16 protein-coding genes and 2 pseudogenes are annotated in these 17,483 nt (G+C 67.0%); 5 read left to right on the top strand and 13 right to left on the bottom strand.

Translation table 11 applies throughout. The features are described 5' to 3' along the window. Window positions 1-29 precede the first annotated feature (29 nt). The 4 genes from ppx to ACOJTB_RS10465 form a co-directional block, all read right to left on the bottom strand. Entirely contained in the window at window positions 30-1,574 is a 1,545-nt protein-coding gene (gene ppx / locus ACOJTB_RS10480; RefSeq protein WP_420102466.1) for an exopolyphosphatase, read from the bottom strand. Further along, the gene (locus tag ACOJTB_RS10475) at window positions 1,540-3,852 is read right to left on the bottom strand and encodes an RNA degradosome polyphosphate kinase (RefSeq protein ID WP_420102465.1); all 2,313 of its coding nucleotides are present in this window, start codon (window positions 3,850-3,852) and stop codon (window positions 1,540-1,542) included. Before ACOJTB_RS10475 ends, ppx begins: the two co-directional genes overlap by 35 nt. A 169-nt stretch (window positions 3,853-4,021) precedes the next feature. Further along, window positions 4,022-4,720 (bottom strand): P-loop NTPase family protein, encoded by a 699-nt coding sequence (locus ACOJTB_RS10470; protein WP_420102464.1) that lies wholly within the window; start codon window positions 4,718-4,720, stop codon window positions 4,022-4,024. Between the two features lie 5 nt (window positions 4,721-4,725). Next, window positions 4,726-5,835 carry an AI-2E family transporter gene (locus ACOJTB_RS10465; RefSeq protein WP_420102463.1) on the bottom strand — a complete coding sequence of 370 codons (1,110 nt, stop codon included), beginning with the start codon at window positions 5,833-5,835 and terminating at the stop codon, window positions 4,726-4,728. A gap of 235 nt (window positions 5,836-6,070) precedes the next feature. Here ACOJTB_RS10465 and purM point away from each other — a divergent pair, with 235 nt between their 5' ends. Both purM and purN read left to right on the top strand, forming a co-directional pair. After that, window positions 6,071-7,144: a phosphoribosylformylglycinamidine cyclo-ligase gene (purM, locus tag ACOJTB_RS10460; RefSeq protein ID WP_420102462.1), complete on the top strand. Its 1,074-nt coding sequence runs from the start codon at window positions 6,071-6,073 to the stop codon at window positions 7,142-7,144. A gap of 146 nt (window positions 7,145-7,290) precedes the next feature. After that, complete coding sequence (purN, locus tag ACOJTB_RS10455) at window positions 7,291-7,926, top strand: phosphoribosylglycinamide formyltransferase (protein WP_420102461.1); 636 nt, start codon at window positions 7,291-7,293, stop codon at window positions 7,924-7,926. A 92-nt stretch (window positions 7,927-8,018) separates the two neighbouring features. Here the strand turns inward: purN and ACOJTB_RS10450 are convergent. The 3 genes and pseudogenes from ACOJTB_RS10450 to ACOJTB_RS10440 all read right to left on the bottom strand — a co-directional run. Next, window positions 8,019-8,687, bottom strand: a pseudogene (locus ACOJTB_RS10450) (helix-turn-helix transcriptional regulator); the annotation flags it as partial. 281 nt (window positions 8,688-8,968) lie between these two features. Next, window positions 8,969-9,316 (bottom strand): hypothetical protein, encoded by a 348-nt coding sequence (locus ACOJTB_RS10445; protein ID WP_420102460.1) that lies wholly within the window; start codon window positions 9,314-9,316, stop codon window positions 8,969-8,971. A 195-nt stretch (window positions 9,317-9,511) separates the two neighbouring features. Continuing rightward, window positions 9,512-11,599, bottom strand: coding sequence for a molybdopterin oxidoreductase family protein (locus ACOJTB_RS10440; protein ID WP_420102459.1), 2,088 nt, complete (start codon window positions 11,597-11,599; stop codon window positions 9,512-9,514). 321 nt (window positions 11,600-11,920) lie between these two features. Here ACOJTB_RS10440 and ACOJTB_RS10435 point away from each other — a divergent pair, with 321 nt between their 5' ends. Further along, entirely contained in the window at window positions 11,921-12,763 is an 843-nt protein-coding gene (locus tag ACOJTB_RS10435; RefSeq protein WP_420102458.1) for a MipA/OmpV family protein, read from the top strand. A gap of 75 nt (window positions 12,764-12,838) precedes the next feature. Here the strand turns inward: ACOJTB_RS10435 and ndk are convergent, their stop codons facing one another. Both ndk and ACOJTB_RS10425 read right to left on the bottom strand, forming a co-directional pair. Continuing rightward, window positions 12,839-13,261: a nucleoside-diphosphate kinase gene (ndk, locus tag ACOJTB_RS10430; RefSeq protein WP_420102457.1), complete on the bottom strand. Its 423-nt coding sequence runs from the start codon at window positions 13,259-13,261 to the stop codon at window positions 12,839-12,841. A 249-nt stretch (window positions 13,262-13,510) separates the two neighbouring features. Beyond that, on the bottom strand, window positions 13,511-13,780 hold the full coding sequence (locus tag ACOJTB_RS10425) for an SEL1-like repeat protein (protein WP_420102456.1): 270 nt from the start codon (window positions 13,778-13,780) through the stop codon (window positions 13,511-13,513). Between the two features lie 361 nt (window positions 13,781-14,141). Here ACOJTB_RS10425 and ACOJTB_RS10420 point away from each other — a divergent pair, with 361 nt between their 5' ends. Continuing rightward, a complete protein-coding gene (locus tag ACOJTB_RS10420; protein ID WP_420102455.1) occupies window positions 14,142-14,528 on the top strand; it encodes a DUF2147 domain-containing protein in 387 nt (128 codons plus the stop codon). 241 nt (window positions 14,529-14,769) lie between these two features. Here the strand turns inward: ACOJTB_RS10420 and ACOJTB_RS10415 are convergent, their stop codons facing one another. Continuing rightward, a complete protein-coding gene (locus tag ACOJTB_RS10415; protein WP_420102454.1) occupies window positions 14,770-15,480 on the bottom strand; it encodes a glutathione S-transferase N-terminal domain-containing protein in 711 nt (236 codons plus the stop codon). Window positions 15,481-15,635: 155 nt separating this feature from the next. Here ACOJTB_RS10415 and ACOJTB_RS10410 point away from each other — a divergent pair, with 155 nt between their 5' ends. Then, window positions 15,636-15,959: a hypothetical protein gene (locus ACOJTB_RS10410; protein ID WP_420102453.1), complete on the top strand. Its 324-nt coding sequence runs from the start codon at window positions 15,636-15,638 to the stop codon at window positions 15,957-15,959. Window positions 15,960-15,962: 3 nt separating this feature from the next. Here the strand turns inward: ACOJTB_RS10410 and ACOJTB_RS10405 are convergent, their stop codons facing one another. From ACOJTB_RS10405 to gatB, 3 genes and pseudogenes are all read right to left on the bottom strand, one after another. Then, the gene (locus ACOJTB_RS10405) at window positions 15,963-16,442 is read right to left on the bottom strand and encodes a GNAT family N-acetyltransferase (protein ID WP_420102452.1); all 480 of its coding nucleotides are present in this window, start codon (window positions 16,440-16,442) and stop codon (window positions 15,963-15,965) included. A 41-nt stretch (window positions 16,443-16,483) separates the two neighbouring features. Continuing rightward, window positions 16,484-16,990 (bottom strand): GNAT family N-acetyltransferase, encoded by a 507-nt coding sequence (locus ACOJTB_RS10400; RefSeq protein WP_420102451.1) that lies wholly within the window; start codon window positions 16,988-16,990, stop codon window positions 16,484-16,486. A 143-nt stretch (window positions 16,991-17,133) separates the two neighbouring features. Then, window positions 17,134-17,483 (bottom strand): annotated as a pseudogene (gene gatB / locus ACOJTB_RS10395) (Asp-tRNA(Asn)/Glu-tRNA(Gln) amidotransferase subunit GatB); the annotation flags it as partial.

The raw sequence follows: 17,483 nt of genomic DNA, 5'->3' as shown, positions 1-17,483 counted from the left end.
CAGACCACGGGTCCGAACTGACGCCCTGATCAGCCGCGCTCGATCGCGAAGTCGCGGCCCAAGAGCCGCGCCAGCTGCTTGAGGCGCCCCTCCACGCGCTCGCTCGACAGAGCGGCGAGCTCGGCCGGGAAGCGCAGGACCAGCCGATCCGCCTCGCAGGCCGCCGCAATTTTCGGCAGGATGCCCGCCATCCCGGCCGAGAGGAGATAGGCGACGCGGAAGATCGCCGCGATGAGCTGCGCCTGCTGCAACAGGGTCGGCTCCAAGAGCGTCTTCAGCGCCTCGGCGGCGGGGGAGCTGTCCTTCAGCCCGGCATATCGGTGGAACAGGGTCATCGCCAGGAAGGCGCGGCCGGTATGGTCGATGCCTGTGAAATAGGCATGGGCGACGACGTTCATGCTCTGCTCGCCGCGATAATCGGGATGGGCCCGCCAGCCGATATCCGACAGCAGGCACACGGTCTCGATCATGCGATGGGGAACGAGCGCCTCCGTCGCGCCGGCGGTGCGAAGGATGCCGAGGGTCCAGTCCACCAGCTCGGAGGCATGGCGCGGGTCGCGGGCGCGCAGCAGGTTGTAGTCCCGTGCCGCCTGGAGCAACGGGTCGCCGGCGCGCTGTTCGGGCGGCAATTGCTCGTAGAGGAGGCCTTCGCGCACCCCCTGCGCCGAGATGACGATGCTGCGTGGCTTGCCGCGCTTGATCAGCTCGTCCAGCACCAGCGCGCCATAGGCCAGCAGCGGGCGACGCGCCGAAGAGACGGCGTCGATCGCTTCCAGCGTCGTCGCATCGGCCCGCTCGACCAGCCTGACGAAATCGGCCGCGTCCCGCGGGGGAATGGCGTAGCCGTTCATGACGTTGAGCGGATAATTGCTGCGGCGCTGATGCAGCGTCGCCAGAGCGCGCCAGGTGCCGCCGACAGCGTAGAAATCGCGCCCCTTCATCGCGGCCAGCTGGGGGAGCTTGTCGAGCTCGTCCTTGACGATCTTTTCCGCCGCCTTGAGCGAGCCCTTCGAGCGGTCCTGCAGGGCCAGGCCGCCGAGGGGCACGCTGGCGCCGGGGCCGACCGTCTCTCCCGAAACCGAGATCAGCTCGAGGCTGCCGCCGCCCAGATCGCCGACCACGCCATCGGCCTCATGAAAGCCGGAGATGACGCCGAGCCCCGAAAGCTCGGCCTCGCGCCCGCCGGAGATCAGCTCGATCGGCTGGCCGATGGCCTCCTGCGCACGGGCGATGAAGGCCGGGCCGTTCTCGGCATAGCGGGCGGCGGCCGTCGCGATGACGCGGATCTCGCCGACATGCATCGCCTCGCACAGGATGCGGAAGCGCAGCAGCGCTTCGATCGCCTTCTCGATGGCGTCGTCGGCCAGGCGCCCGGTCGTGGCGACCTGACGGCCGAGCCCGGCCATCTCCTTTTCGTTGAAGACCTGCGAGGGCGCGCGCCCGAGCATCTCGTAAACGACGAGACGGACCGAGTTGGAACCGATGTCGACGATGGCGATGGTGTTCGACAGCGCCAGCCGGCCCGGCGCGTGCCGCGCCTCAGGTCTTGCGGCCGCCGCGGCGGGAAAGGGCACGGGGGCTGGAGCTTGAAAGCGATTTTCCACGTCCGGACAGGCTCGGGTTCGTCATGAAGTATTTATGGGCGTTGAACGGCTCGTCGTTCGGCCCGGGGGCGATGCGGCGCGAGCCGCCATCGGGCAATATCGTCCAGCTCTGCTCGTTGTCGAGCAGATTGGCCAGCATGATCTGATCCAGCAGCTGCTGATGCACAGTCGGATTGAGGATCGGCGTCAGCGCCTCGACCCGGCGATCGAGATTGCGCGGCATCAGATCGGCCGAGGAGATGTAGATCTTGGCCTTGGCCGCCGGCAGGCCGTGGCCTGCGCCGAAGGCATAGATGCGCGTGTGCTCCAGAAAGCGGCCGATGATCGACTTGACCCGGATATTCTCCGAGAGCCCGGGCACGCCGGGACGCAGGCAGCAGATGCCGCGCACGACGAAGTCGATCTCCACGCCGGCGCGGCCGGCATCGTAAAGCGCGTCGATGATCTCGGGGTCGACGAGCGAGTTGCACTTGCCCCAGATCGCGGCCTTGCGGCCCGCCTTGGCATGGGCGACCTCCTCTCCGATGTCCGCGAGCAGGCGCTGCTTCAGCCCGCTCGGCGAGACCGCCATGCGCTCCAGCCCGGCCGGCTCGGCATAGCCGGTGATGAAGTTGAAGACCCGCGCCACGTCCTGCGTCATCACCGGGTCGGCGGTGAAGAAGGAGACGTCGGTGTAGATGCGCGCCGTGATCGGATGGTAGTTGCCGGTCGCGATGTGGCAGTAGCTGACCAGTTGTCCAGCCTCGCGGCGGACAACCAGCGACAGCTTGGCATGGGTCTTGAGCTCGATGAACCCGTAGACCACCTGGACGCCGGCCCGCTCCATCTCCTTGGCCCAGCGGATATTGGCCTCTTCGTCGAAGCGGGCCTTCAGTTCGACGAGCGCCGTCACCGACTTGCCGGCCTCGGCCGCCTCTGTCAGTGCCTTGACGATCGGCGAGTTGGACGAGGTGCGGTAGAGCGTCTGCTTGATCGCGACCACCGAGGGGTCGCGCGCCGCCTGCTGCAGGAACTGCACGACGACGTCGAAGCTCTCATAGGGATGATGGACCAGCAGGTCCTTCTGGCGGATCGCGGCGAAGCAGTCGCCGCCATGCTCGCGGATGCGCTCGGGAAAACGGGCGTTATAAGGCTTGAACTTGAGGTCCGGCCGGTCGACGCCGACGAGCTGCGACAGCTCGTTCAGCCCTATCATGCCGTTGATCTCGACGACCTCGTCGCTGTCGATCTTGAGCTCGCGCACGATGAGCCGCAGCAGGTGCTGGGGCATGCCCGTCGAGACCTCGAGCCGGATGACCACGCCGAGGCGGCGCTGCTTCAGCATCGTCTCGAAGACACGCACGAGGTCCTCGGCTTCCTCCTCGATGTCGAGATCGGAGTCGCGGATGACGCGGAAGGAGCCGGCGCCCTTCACCGCATAGCCCGGGAAGAGCTTGGTGATGAACAGCGAGACCGCGTCGTCGAGCGTGATGAAGCGGTGCAGCCCCTCGCGCGCGAGGTCTGGCAGCTCGATGAAGCGGTCGATCTTGGTCGGCACGCGGATCAGCGCGTCGAGCTGGCGGGAATCGCCCTTTCGCTCCAGCGCCAGCGCGATGGTGAAGCCGAGATTGGGGATGAAGGGGAACGGATGGGCCGGGTCGATCGCCAGCGGCGTCAGCACCGGGAAGATATAGTTGAGGAAGTAATCCTCCAGCCAGATCCGGTCCTGCGGGCCGATATCGTCGGGGCCGAGCAGATGGATGCGGTTCTCGTGCAGATCCTGCCGCAACTGGGCCCAGCGGGCCTGCTGGTCGTCGGTCAGCGCCACGGTCGCCTTGCCGATCTCGACCAGCTGCTCCGCCGGGGTCAGCCCGTCCTGGCTGCGCGACACCACGCCCGCCTTGAGCTGCTCACGCAGCCCCGAGACGCGCACCATGAAGAACTCGTCGAGATTATTCGCCGAGATGGAGAGGAAGCGCAGCTGCTCCAGCAGCGGATGGTTGCGGTTGGAGGCCTCCTCCATCACGCGGCGGTTGAACTGGAGCCAGGAGAGCTCGCGGTTCATGAAGCGGGCCGGCGAGCGGCGCAGCTGCGCATCCTCGGGTTGCATGACGACGACCGGGCTCGCGGGCGCCGGCGGAAGCGTCGGCAATACGGCGGACGGCTCGGCTGACTCCGGCGCGGGGGCTGCTGAAGCGGCCTGCCCGGCCTCGGCGGCCGGCTTGGCGATGCGCTTGCTTCGGACCCTGACGCGGTTGGAGGTTGTCATCCGTCTCATCAAATCCGTAAGGTCACGCCACCACGACAATCCGATGACGGCAGGCGGGAATCGGGGCTTCAGATTAGCAGGCGCTCGAGCTGCGGATAGGTGGCAGGTGGCGCTTTTCCGCGGAGGGTCACGGGCTCGGCGCCTTCAAAAAGCGCCGAACGGCCCGCCATCAGCCGCCCTCCTCCGGAAAAAGCTCCGCCAGCGCCTCCTGCACCAGCGGCCGGGTAACGCGCCGGCCGCGCTCCAGCGCCAGCCGGTCGAGCCGGTCGACCACGAGGCGCGCGGCGGCGAAGGAGCGCTCCATCCGCAGCGCGAGCGCGTCGATCACGGCCGTGTCGACGACGAGCTGGCGGTCGATGAAGAGCTTCACCAGCACGGCGCGGAGCAGCCCGTCATCGGGCGGCTCGATCGTCGCGCTCGGCGCCAGCCGCAGGCGCGAAAGCAGATCCGGCACCTTCAGGCCCCATTGCTCCGGCGGGGTCCGCGCCGTCAGCAGCAGATGACCGCCGCGCGCCTTCACCGCGTTCATCAGGTGGAACAGAGCCGCCTCGTCGAAGGGGCCGGCATCGCAATCCTCGACGACGAGGGCGCCGTTGGAGATGAGATGCGCTACCTTGTCGTCGCCGAGTTCGGCTGCCCTGACCGTCCAGGCATAGGCGGCACGACCCCAGATCGCGGCCAGATGGGTCTTGCCGGCGCCGGCCGGCCCCGTCAGCCGCAGCCAGGCCTCCGGCCAGCTCGGCCAGCTTTCGACCAGGGCATAGGCGGCCTCGTTCGAGGGGCCGATCAGGAAATCCTCGATGCCGTGGCGGCTGTCGACCGGCAGATCGAAAGCCAGCTGGCGCGGGCGCGCGGTGCTGTCGCTCATCTGGTTCAGCGTTCGAGATCGACCTTGACCACCACTTCCTTCGGCGGCGGCACCGGCGCGCCCCTGTAGAGGTTGCTGGCGAGATATTGCCGAAGGGCGAAGCGGCAGAGCACCCCCGCGATCGCCGCCAGCGGCACCGCCATCAACAGCCCGACGAAGCCGAAGAGCGAGCCGAAGGCCAGAAGCGCGAACATCAGCCAGACGGGATGGACGCCGATCGAGTCCCCGACGAATTTAGGCTGGAAGATGTTGCCCTCCAGGAACTGCCCGACGAGGAAGACGCCGAGCGCCGCCAGCGGCCAGGTCCAGTCCGGCCAGAACTGCACCGTCGCCACGCCGACCGACAACACCAGCCCGGTCAGCGAGCCGACATAGGGAATGAAGGAGAGGAAGCCGGAGATCAGCCCGATCAGCGCGCCGAAATTCACGCCGATGACGCTGAGGCCGATGGCATAGAAGGCGCCGAGCAGCAGGCAGACCAGCGCCTGCCCACGCAGGAAACCGGCGATGGCGGTGTCCATCTCGCGCAGCAGACCGCGAATGGTGTCGCGATGGGCGCGCGGCAGCCAGCCATCGACGGTGGCGACCATGCGATCCCAGTCCGCCAGCAGGTAGAAGGCGATGACCGGAGTGAGCACCAGCAGCGAGAACACGCCTACAATGGCGGTGCCGCCGCTCCAGAGCGATTGCAGCAGGCCGCCGATCCATTTCGTCGCCTCGCCGACGAGGTTGCCGAGCGAATTCTGGGCCTCCTTGGCGAGGTCGCCGCCGCCGAAGCGCTCCAGCCAGGGAGCACCGCGCTCCATCAGCAGTTCCTGAAGGCGGGAGGCGTCCTGCGGCAGGCGCGCCACCAGCCCGGCGAGTTGCTGGCCCAGTAGCGGCGCGAGCAGGACGAGCGCGAGCACGAAGAAGAGCAGGAAGAAGACGAGAATGACGATGGTGGCCGCCAACCGCCCCATGCCCATGCGCTCCAGCCGGTCGGCCAGCGGATCGAGCAGATAGGCCAGCACCAGAGCCGCGATGAAGGGCAGCAGGATATCGCGAAAGACGACGAGGAAGAGCACGAAGACGGCGAGCGAGCCGAGCCAAAAGCCGATCTGGCGTTGCAACGTCATGATTCAGCCTCTTCGCAAGACGACAGCCCGCCTCTCAAACGCCGGGAGGCCGCAAAGTTCCCGGCGGACGCAGCCGCTGGGCAGATAGGCCGCGGCGCCGACAAGCGCAATATGGCGGGCCTTCACCATCTGCCCTTTCAGGGCGCGGCACGGCGGATAACCCGGTCAGACGCCTTGCCAGCCGCGGCCGCCTTGCCTATCGCTCGCGCGAGCAGGAATGGAAGGCGAGAGAGCCATGAGCAAGCCCGGCGCGAATGGACTGACCTATGCGCAGGCGGGTGTCGATATCGACGCCGGCAATGCGATGGTCGACCAGATCAAGCCGCTGGTGCGCGCGACCCGCCGGCCGGGTGCGGATGCGGAGATCGGCGGCTTCGGCGGCCTGTTCGACCTCAAGGCCGCCGGCTTCAGCGATCCGATCCTGGTCGCGGCCAATGACGGCGTCGGCACCAAGGTGAAGATCGCGATCGAGAGCGGGCTGCACTCCACGATCGGCATCGACCTCGTCGCGATGTGCGTCAACGACCTCATCGTGCAGGGCGCCGAGCCGCTGCTGTTCCTCGATTATTACGCCACCGGCAAGCTCGACCCCAAGGTCGGCGTCGAGATCGTGCGGGGCATCGCCGATGGCTGCCGGCAGGCCGGCTGCGCGCTGATCGGCGGCGAGACCGCCGAGATGCCGGGGATGTATGCCGAGAAAGACTATGATCTCGCCGGTTTCGCGGTCGGTGCGGCCGAACGCGGGACGCTGCTGCCGCGCGAGGATCTCAAAGCCGGCGATGTCGTCTTCGGCCTGCCTTCCTCCGGCGTGCATTCCAATGGCTATTCGCTGGTGCGCCGCATCGTCCAGATGAGCGGCCTTTCCTGGGACGCGCCCGCCCCCTTCGCAGCCGGCAAGACGCTCGCCGAGGCGCTGCTGGAGCCGACGCGGATCTATGTGAAGCCGCTGCTGCAAGCGCTGAAGGCGACCGACGGCATCAAGGCGCTCGCCCATATCACCGGCGGCGGCTTTCCCGACAACATCCCGCGCGTTCTGCCCGAGGGGCTGGGCGTCGCGCTCGATCTGCCCGCCATCCCGGTGCCAGCTGTCTTCGGCTGGCTGGCGAAGACCGGCGGCGTCGCCGAGCGCGAGATGCTGCGCACCTTCAATTGCGGGCTCGGCATGGTCGTGGCGGCCGATGCGGCCAAGGCCGACGAGGTGGAGGCCGCGCTGAAGGCCGCCGGCGAAGCGCCGGTCAAGCTCGGCAAGGTCGTGCCGGTATCGGCGGGCGAGGAGCAAGTCAGCTATCGCGGCAGGCTTTCGCTGTGAGCTTCAGCTGCGGCTCCTTCCCGGCCCTCATCCTGAGGCGCGCTTCGCAGAAGCGCGTCTCGAAGGATGCTCGCAAAGGCGCGGGAGATCTCTGGGGCATCCTTCGAGACGCGGCCTGCGGCCGCTCCTCAGGATGAGGGCTTCCCATGCTCGATGAACAGCCTCGTTCCGCTGCCCGCACCCGCGTCGGCGTGCTGATCTCCGGGCGCGGCTCCAATATGGTGTCGCTGGCCGAGGCGGCGCGGGCGGCTGACTACCCGGCCGAGATCGCGCTGGTCGTCTCCAACATCCCGGATGTCGTCGGGCTGGAGCGGGCGCGTGGCTTCGGCATCGCGACCGCCACGGTCGATCACCGCGCCTTCGGCAAGGATCGCGAGGCGTTCGAGCGGGCGGTCGACGCGGTCCTGCGGGAAAACCGGATCGAACTCGTCGTGCTCGCCGGCTTCATGCGGATCCTGACGCCCTGGTTCGTCCAGCGCTGGGAAGGGCGGATGATCAACATCCATCCTTCCCTGCTGCCGCTGTTCAAGGGCACGCATACCCACCGGCAGGCGCTGGAAGCAGGCGTCACCGAGCATGGCTGCTCGGTCCACTTCGTCGTGCCGGAGCTCGATGCCGGGCCGGTGATCCTGCAGGCGAAGGTGCCGGTCCTCCCCGGCGACGATGAGGAGACGCTGGCGCAGCGCGTCCTCGTCGAGGAGCACAAGCTCTATCCGGCCGCGCTGGCGGAGGTCGCTTCAGGCCGCGCGAAGCTGGTCGGCGGTGTGGTCGAGCGCGGCTGAGGGGCAGCCTCCGACGCAGGCTGGGCCTGCTGCGGTGCCTCCCGGCCTTCGCGCTGGCAGCGCGCCCATTCCTCGCGCGTGCGCTCCTCTTCCTTCTGCCAGCGGCGGAAGAGCTCGGCGCGGCGGCCGGGATAGCGCTCCTCCAGCGCCGCCAGCTCGGTGATGCGGTCGGTGCGGAAATGGCGGAAGGCCTGCCTCAGCTCGCACCAGGCGATGACCACTCTCACCCGCTCGTAGAAGGTCATGCCGATCGGCCAGATCATGCGCTGCGTCGCCTGGCCGCTCTCGTCGCTATAGGCGATGCGCAGCTTGCGGCCGTTGCGGATGGCGGCGCGCACCGGCGCGATATCGACCCGGTCCACCGGCAGATCGCCCGGATAGGAGGCGGCGAAGAGCGCGCCGTCAAGCAGGATCGGCTTGAGATGGGAGGGCAGCACCGCCCCGATCTTGCTGACGACATCCTCCGCCGCGCGCGCCAAACTCGGATCGGCACGCTCGGTAAGCCAGCGCATGCCGACCAGCACCGCCTCGATCTCGTCGGGCGAGAGCATCAGCGGCGGCAGGTCGAAGCCCGCATCAAGCACATAGCCGATGCCGGCCTCGCCGCGCACCGGAACGCCCTGACGCACCAGCGCGCCGATATCGCGGTACACCGTGCGCACGGAGACACTCAGTTCGGCCGCCAGGGTCTCGGCCGTCACCGGGCGCCTGCGGCGGCGCAGGCTCTGGATCATATCCAGCAAACGTTCGGCGCGCTGCACGGCTGTCTTCTCCCCGCCTCTTCGCGATCGCTGACGGCCCATGCCGCGACGCCGCTTCTGTGAAAGCGGCGTCGGCTTCGACCGTGCTGTCAGGATGACTCGATCAGGCTGACAGCTTCTGTCAGGAGCGTGGCAGCAGCATGGCGGGAGCGGCGTCGGAGAAGACGGCGTCATGCTCGGGCGCGCGCCGAGCAGCTGGTGCAGGAAAAGCCGTGCTCATCGTCCCCGAGATTCTCGGATCCAAGCTGCGCCTGGCCCGAGAATGACGGAACTCGACAGCCTCAGAACGGGCGCTTCAGCTTACACTTGTCGAGGAAGGAGAGCGCCTTCTCGCGGGCGGAATCGTTGAAATAGCCAGTGTCGCGGAAAGCCTGAATCTCGTCCTTGGTCATCGATTCGATGGTGCCGTTGGCGTAGCAGCTGCAGGGCGTGTGCACCGCCTCGCGCGTGGTCTTCAGCAGGCCCGACTGGTTGACGAGGCAGGCGTCGAAGGCGCGCAGCTTGATCATGTAGGGGGTGAGGTTCTTGGCCGTGGGGTCCACGACCGGCACGGGCGTCTGGCTGCTGGCGGCCAGGGCCGCGCCGCTGAGGAGAAGCGCCAGTCCACCGGCCAGAACGACCGCACCCATCCGCCGCATGATCATCTTTTCGAGCCCGTGCTTTCGAGAAAGGCGGCGCGAAGGATCGCCGTCGCCGTGGCGTTCCGCATGACACAGCCAACCGAAAGGTCAAGAGGACGGAGGGTCACGCCGGAGCGGTTCGCATGTCCCTCAGCCCCCATCCTGAAGAGCGACCCGAGGACTCGCGTCCGATGCCCGTGGCCCTCACGCCCTCCTGATCCAGACCTTGTTGTCGTGGAAGGCGGCGCCGCCGAACGGCGCGGGCGAATCGGCTCCGGTCAGCGTGTTGATGCCGCGCCCGAATTTATGGGCGGCGTTCGGCCAGATCGACTCAGCGATGACGACGCCGCGCCGCACACCCGCGAACAGCGCGGCGGTGAGATGCACCGTGCCGCGCCGGTTGCCGACGACGAGCTGGTCGCCGGCAACCACGCCGAGCCCGGCAGCATCCTCCGGATGCAGCATCAGGGTCGGTCCGCCTTCCTTCTTCACCGAGCCGGGCGTCTCGGTGAAGGTGGAGTTGAGGAAGCTGCGGGCCGGGCTGGTGGCGAGGCGGAAGGGATGCTCGGCATCGGCCTGCTCGATCACGTCCCACTGGTCGGGCAGTTCCGGCATCTGCGCATACGGGCCGACGAGGCCTTCATTGGGGTTCGGCACCTTCGGCCAGTCCGGCCTGAAGCGGAACTTGCCGTCGCGATGGCCGAAGCCCTTGAGATAATGCGCCGTCTCGAAATCCGGCTGCACATCGATGAAATCCCTGGCGATCAGCTCTTCCAGCGTGCCGCGCCCGCTCTCCCGCAGGGTCCAGTCGACGATCTCGCGCACGCTCATCGAAAAGCCCCGATGCTCCGCCCCCAGCCGCCCGGCCAGCGCACAGATCACCTCGTGGTTCGAGCGGCACTCGCCCGGCGGCTCGATCAGCTTGCCGCCCCACATGATGTGCTGGTGACCGCCGCCCTGATAGAGATCGTCATGCTCCATGAACTGCGTCGCCGGGAGCACGATATCGGCCATCTTCGCCGTCTCGGTCATGAACTGCTCGTGGACGACGGTGAAGAGGTCGTCTCGCGCGAAGCCCTGCTTCACCAGCTCCTGCTCGGGCGCGACCGAAACGGGGTTGGTGTTCTGGATGAACAGCGCCTTCACCGGCCCGCCGCCGCGCAACGCCTCGGCGTCGCCGGTCAGGACCCGGCCGATCTGCGACTGGTCGAGCTGGCGCACCTTTTTCAGATGGACGTCGAGCCCCTGGATGAGGCTCTTGCGCCATTTGTAGATGCCGCTGTTGCTGTGGAAGGCGCCGCCGCCTTCATGCTGCCAGGCTCCCGTCACGGTCGGCACGCAGAGCGCGGCATGCATCGCGACGGCGCCGTTGCGCTGGCGGGCGAAGCCGTATCCCAGGCGGAAGAAGCTCTTCTTGCGCGTGCCGACGAGCGTCGCGAATTCCTCGATCTCGGCGATTGTCAGGCCCGTGATCGCCGCGGCCCATGCGGGCGTGCGGGTGGCCAGATGCGCCTCCAGCTCCTCCGGGCAATCGGCATGGCGGGCGAGATAGCCGCGGTCGGCATGGCCGTCGCGGAAGAGCACATGCATCACCGCGCAGGCCAGCGCCGCATCGGTTCCCGGCCTCAGGACGAGCGCCAGATCCGCCTGCTGGAGCGTCGCGTTGTCGTAGATGTCGATCGCGACGATCTTGGCGCCGCGCTCCTTGCGGGCCTTGATCGCGTGATTCATCACATTCACCTGGGTGTGGACCGCATTCGTGCCCCAGATCACCACGCAATCCGATTTCGCCATCTCGCGTGGATCTGGCCCGGCGAGACGTCCCGTCCCGGCGATGAAGCCGGTCCAAGCGGTCGTGGTGCAGATGGTCGAGTACTGGCCGGAATAGCGCTTCGCATGGCGCAGGCGGTCGATGCCATCGCGCATCACCAGGCCCATCGTGCCGGCATAGTAATAGGGCCAGACGGCTTCCGGCCCATGCTGCTCCTCGATGGCGAGGAAGCGGCTGGCGATCTCTTCCAGCGCCTCGTCCCAAGAGATGGGCTCGAACTGTCCCGAGCCCTTGGGGCCGGTCCGCCTCAGCGGATGGAGCAGGCGATCGGGATGATGGATGCGCTCGGCATAGCGCGCGACCTTCGCGCAGATCACGCCGTCGGTGTAGCTCTGGCGCTTGGAGCCGCGCACGCGGCCGATGCCGCGCCCCTCGATGACCTCGACCTCCAGCGAACAGGCCGAGGGGCAGTCATGCGGGCAGACCGAGGGGCGAATGTCGATGCGCGGCTGGGCGTTCATGGGATGAGTTCTAATCGATCAAGCTTCGCCTTGGGAGAGCAAATCCCGTCTCGGCTGGGCAGGAACGAACCAGCCCTCATCCTGATGAGCAGCCAATGGCTGCATCTCGACGGATGCTCGCAGAGGCTCCGGAACGGTCTGGAGCACCCTTCGAGACGCGACGCTTCGCATCACTCCTCAAGAGGAGGGCTGCGGACTGGCGGGTGGTGAACCCACGCCAACCCCGTAACACCCCGTCAACGTTAACCGAGCCTCAATCCTCATCGCCGAGAGTGCAGCGAAACCCCTGCGAGAGGTGCCTCGGCGCCGGAGTTGTGAACCATGCGTTGCGTTGTGTATCTGGCGGGCCTCGTGCTCGGCCTCGGCCTGGCGTTGACCGGCGGGGCGAAGGCTCAGTCGCGAGACTATACCCAGCTCACCTCCCCCCAATCGGCGCAGAACTGGTATCTGACGCTGGGCGCCGGCGTCCGTTACCAGCCGGACTATACCGGCTCGGACGATTACGTCTTCCGCGCGCGGCCGATCATCTCGCTCGGCCGCGGCCTCAAAAGCACCTGGTGGAGCGCCGAGGACGACGCGATGCTGAGCATCGGCGTGTTTTCCGGTCAGGGCTGGCGCGTCGGCTTTTCGGGCGATCTCCTATGGAAGCGCAGCGCCAAGGTCAATCCGGCGCTCGTCGCCGTGCCTGCGACCAAATTCGGCGCCGAGGCCGGCGCCTTCGCCGAGTTCTACCCGACCTCCTGGCTGCGCGGGCGCGTCGATATCCGCCGGGGCATCGTCGCGCATGACGGCATCGTGGCGGATCTGAAGCTCGACGCCTTCACCACGATCGGCTCCTGGACGCTCGGCGCCGGCCCGCGCCTGCGGATCACCTCCGCCGATTACGTCCGCACCTATTTCGGCACCGGCGGCGCGATGCCGGGGACCAGCGGCCTGCTGCAGCGCTTCAATACTGGGCTGCACTCCTATGGCGCGATCGCGCAGGCGACCTATAACTGGTCCGACAGTCTGAAGACGACCGCCTATGTCGAATACAAGCGCCTGACCGGGGATGCGACCCGCTCTCCGATCGTGCGGCCCTTCGGCTCCAAGAACTCGCTCACCATCGGTCTTGCAGCGAGCTACTCCTTCGATACCGGCTCGAGCTACTCCTTCGGGATGTGAGGCCGAGAGAGGACCTCAAAACGAAAAAGGCGGGCCGCGAGGCCCGCCTTTTTCGTCTTTAAGCCGAGGCTGAAATCAGCCGACGATCTCGTTGCCGGCGAAGAACTGCGCGATCTCGACCGCGGCGGTTTCGGCAGCGTCCGAACCGTGGACGGTGTTCTCGCCGACCGACTGGGCGAAGAGCTTGCGGATGGTGCCCTCGGCGGCGTTGGCCGGGTTGGTGGCGCCCATCACCTCACGATACTTGGCGATGGCGTCCTCACCCTCGAGCACCTGCACGACCACCGGGCCGGAGGTCATGAAATCGACCAGCTCGCCGAAGAAGGGGCGCTCGGAATGGACGGCGTAGAAGGTCTGCGCCTGCTCCTTGGTCATCTGGATGCGCTTCTGCGCGACGATGCGCAGGCCGGCCTTCTCGATGACCGCGTTGACCGCGCCGGTGAGATTGCGCTTGGTCGCGTCGGGCTTGAGGATAGAGAAGGTACGCTGGACAGCCATCGGAAGATCCTTGCGGGATTTGAAATCGGGAATGCGGCGCGCTTATAGCCGCCGCCTCCCCGCCCCACAAGGCTGGTGACCAGATGCCGAGGGCGAGCGTCGCTCGGCCCTCATCCTGACGAGCCATTTCGTCGGAAGTGGCGTCTCGAAGAATGCTCGAGAGGGCCTCTGAGACCGCTGGACCATCCTTCGAGACGCGCTCGTGTCGAGCGCTCCTCAGGATGAGGGCTGAGACAGGGGTCCGCCCGCTCAGTGCCGCGTCAGGACCGCGCGGGCCTCGCGCAGGGCCTGGGCGATCTCGTCGCGGGTCATCTCCGCCGCGAGTTCCTGCCTTGCCGCCGCGGCGCGGGCACAGCCGCGGGCGAAAGCGACGTTGAACCAGGTCTGCGCCTTCACCCGGTCGACCGGGCCGGAACGCCCCGCGGCGTGCATCAGACCCAACTCGTAATAGGCCTCTGCCGACACCTGCGCCGGGATCACCAGCGAAGCGGGAACCGCGCTCATCTCCATGCGTGCCATGACGAACCACCCTGTTTCGTTGCTCGCCGATCACCCGTCCAAAGGTCCCGGCCGATGTCCCGAGAGTGGCCGCAACCGTTAAAGCGGGGGCTAAATTACGCGATGAATCGAGTCTCAACGAAAGTTGAGCGAGCGGTTAAATCAATCGGGCGTTTACGCCGAAATTCCAGAAAAGCGTTTGATTTCAAGACTCTGTCGAATCGATTTGCGGCAACGCATTGAGATTCGATTCACCCTCCCGCAGGGAAGACCCCGGCGCCTCACTGCTTTGCCGCCTCTTGAGCCGCGCTGAAAAGCGGATATCGTTCACATCTAAACGATAACGGCGGCATCCGGGATGTTCGCCACAAGGGAGGATCGGATGACACGACAAGGCGGATGGACGAGCATGGGGCTGGCGGCGCTGCTGCTGGCCGGAACGGCCGGCGGCGCATGGGCTCAGGAGGCGCTCGGCAATTGGCAGCGCGACAGCGGCGCCTCGCGCGTGCGCATCGCCAAATGCGGCGAGGCGCTGTGCGGCACGCTGTCCTGGCTGAAGGATACGAGCGGGCCGGCCAAGGTGGGCCAGCGCATCTTCTACGACATGAAGCCGAGCGGCACCGGCAAATGGGCCGGCAGCGCCTTCAACCCCGAGGACGGCAAGACCTATTCCGGCACGATGACGCTCGCCGGCGACACACTGACCACGGCCGGCTGCGTGATGGGCGGCCTCATTTGCCGCTCGGTGGTGTGGAAGCGGATCGATTGAGGGAACCTATCCCCGCTATCGGCCACCCCTGATCCTCTGCCCTGTCCAGCCCGACCAATGGGCTTCGCGAGGCATGGTGCGGCCGGACGGATGCCGGGTCTGGCTTGAGACCCGGGATCCATGCCGAAACCGTTCCGGCAGGGATCCCGGATGGGCACGGCGGAGCCTGTCCTCTGACCTGCCGAGGGCACGAGCCGGGGGCCGCTTGCCCGGCACGACCACGCCGATCGGAATCGACGATTTACCGGGCCTTCTGGCCGAACAGGATCGCCTTTTCCTCCGCCGTGTGGATGCCCGCCGGGGCGGTGCGCAGTTCCTCGCCGACCTTCAGGCCGCGCGCCACGGCCGGGCGGGCCATCATCGTCTCGATCCAGCGCGCGACGTTCGGGAACTGCGTGATGTCCTGCCCCTGCTTTTCCCAGCCCCTCGCCCAACCGATGCAGGCCATGTCGGCGATGGAATAGGCGTCGCAGATATAGTCGCGCCCCTCGAGGCGCCGGTTCAGCACGCCATAGAGACGGTTGGTCTCGTTGGTGTAGCGGTCGATCGCATAAGGCACCTTCTCGGGCGCGTAGAGGCGGAAATGATGGGTCTGGCCGAGCATCGGACCGAAGCCGCCCATCTGCCAGAACAGCCACTCGTCGACGGCGACGCGGGCGCGCTCGTCGGCCGGATAGAACTGCCCGGTCTTGCGGCCGAGATATTGCAGAATCGCGCCCGATTCGAAGACCGAGATCGGCTGTCCGTCCGGTCCTTGCGGATCGACGATGGCGGGCATGCGGTTATTCGGCGCGATCGCCAGGAACTCCGGCTTGAACTGGTCGCCCTTGCCGATGTTCACCGGCACGATCGTGTAGGGTAGCCCGCATTCCTCGAGCATGATCGTGATCTTGTGGCCGTTGGGCGTCGGCCAATAATGCAGTTCGATCGGCTGGGTCTGGTTCTGGCTCATGGGGGCATCCCGTGTGATTTGCGCCATGCTAGGCGCGCTCCGTCCGTAACGGAAGCGATGCGCCGCAGCCCGGACCGGCCCTGCGCGCAGGCCATCTTGATTCCGACCCTGCGTCATGCAACTCATAGTTGCATTTACTAGCATAGGAGGCGGCGATGGTGGAGCGGTCTGCGGATTTGCTGGTCCAGAACATCCTTGCGGATTCGGACGCGACGGAGGGGCTAAAGACCGAGCCGGAGGCGACGCTCAAGCGCGCCGCCGCGGAAGCGAAGCGGCAACTGCCGCTCGACACCGACCCCTGGGTCTACCGCATGGTCGTAACCTTCCTCGGCCTGACTGTCATCCTGGTTGTCGCAGGAACCATCCTGCTGGTTCTGTCAGGCAAGGAAGGCGCCGGCGTGCCCGATATTTTGACCGCGCTGGGTTCTGCAGCGGTCGGTGCGCTGGCAGGGTTGCTCGCGCCTACGCCGCGAGCATGACCCTCACAGCTCCATCTTGAAGCCCTCATGGCTCTGGGCGAAGCCGAGATTGCGGTAGAAGCGGTGGGCGTCGAGGCGCGACTTGTTGGAGCTGAGTTCGATCAGCCCGACGTCCTGCGCCTGCGCGAAGGCCAGCGCATGGGCGATCATGACCTTGCCGATGCCCATGCCGCGGCATTCCAGCGCGACATGCACGCTTTCGATCTTGCCCCGCTTGCGCCCGCGGGCCACGAGGCCCGGAATCAGCGTGACCTGGAAGGTGCCGACCATCTGCCCTGCCCGCTCGGCGACGAAGAGCGCATTGTCGGGGCTGGCGTCGATGGCGGCGAAAGCCTCCGCATAGCCGGGATGCTGCGCCTCCTGCCGGATCTCGTCCGGCGTCATCGTCTGCGTCGCGGCGCCCAGCATGATCAGTTCGGCGATGCGGGCGACGTCACCCGCCTGCGCACGGCGGATGATGATGGCGGGGGCGGTTTCAGTCATCGAGGCGGGCTTTCGAGGCAAGCGAGGATGGGGGGCGGCGGTTACCCAACGAACAGGCGCTTGGCCATCAGCAGCGTGTTCGGCGCGTCGTCGCGGCCGTCGAACCTCGCCTGGCGCTGCAGGAAGAAGCCCATGCGCTCGTAGAAGGCGATCGCGGCTTCGTTGCGGTTCTCGACCTCGAGCTTGGCGACGGGGGCTTCCGGGAAGCAGGCCAGCGCCACCTGCAGCAGCGTGCGGCCAATGCCGGTGCCTTGCCAGGCCGGCAGGACATAAAGCCGCGTCAGCAGCGCCGTGCGGTCACGCTCCTTGCGGGCCGAGGCCGTAGCGACGATCTCCTCGCCCACCAGCGCGACCAGAAACACGCCCTCCTCCCGCCCGAGCTGGTTCGTTAGGTTTTCGAGCGAGTGCCAGGCATTGGTGATCTCGGCGACGCGCTGCCAGCCATAGATGCCGTCATAGGTCGCGTGCCAGGTCTCGACCAGCAAGGCGCGCACCGCCGGCAGATCGGCGGCTTCCGCGTCGCGGATGATGAGACCGTCGGGGGTCATTCCGATCGTCCAGTTCGCGCAGGAAACAGCACTATCAGCCCGGGCTTGACCCGGAATCCATGCCGGAGCGCTTCCAGGGAAGGTTCAGGCATGGATCCCGGAGCTCCGCTTCGCTGCGTCCGGGATGACCGCGCGTTTCAGGGTCAAATTCCCAGCTTCGCCTTCAGGATCTCGTTGAGCGCCTGCGGGTTCGCCTTGCCGCCGGAGGCTTTCATCGCCTGGCCGACGAACCAGCCCAGCATTGTGGGCTTGGCCTTGACCTGCTCGACCTTGTCGGGATTGGCGGCGATCAGCTCGTCCACCGCCTTCTCGATCGCGCCGGTGTCGGTGACCTGCTTCATGCCGCGGCTCTCGACGATCTCGCGCGGGTCGCCGCCTTCGGTCCAGAGGATCTCGAAGAGGTCCTTGGCGATGCGGCCGGAGATGACGTTCTCGCCGATGAGATCGACGAGGCCGCCGAGCTGGGCGGCGGAGACCGGCGAGGCCGTGACGT

The sequence above is a fragment of the Allobosea sp. genome (genome assembly GCF_048595345.1).
In the GTDB taxonomy this organism is placed as follows: domain Bacteria; phylum Pseudomonadota; class Alphaproteobacteria; order Rhizobiales; family Beijerinckiaceae; genus Allobosea.
The sequence above is the reverse complement of the archived record's forward strand: the minus strand, read 5'-3'. Positions and strand labels throughout refer to the sequence as shown.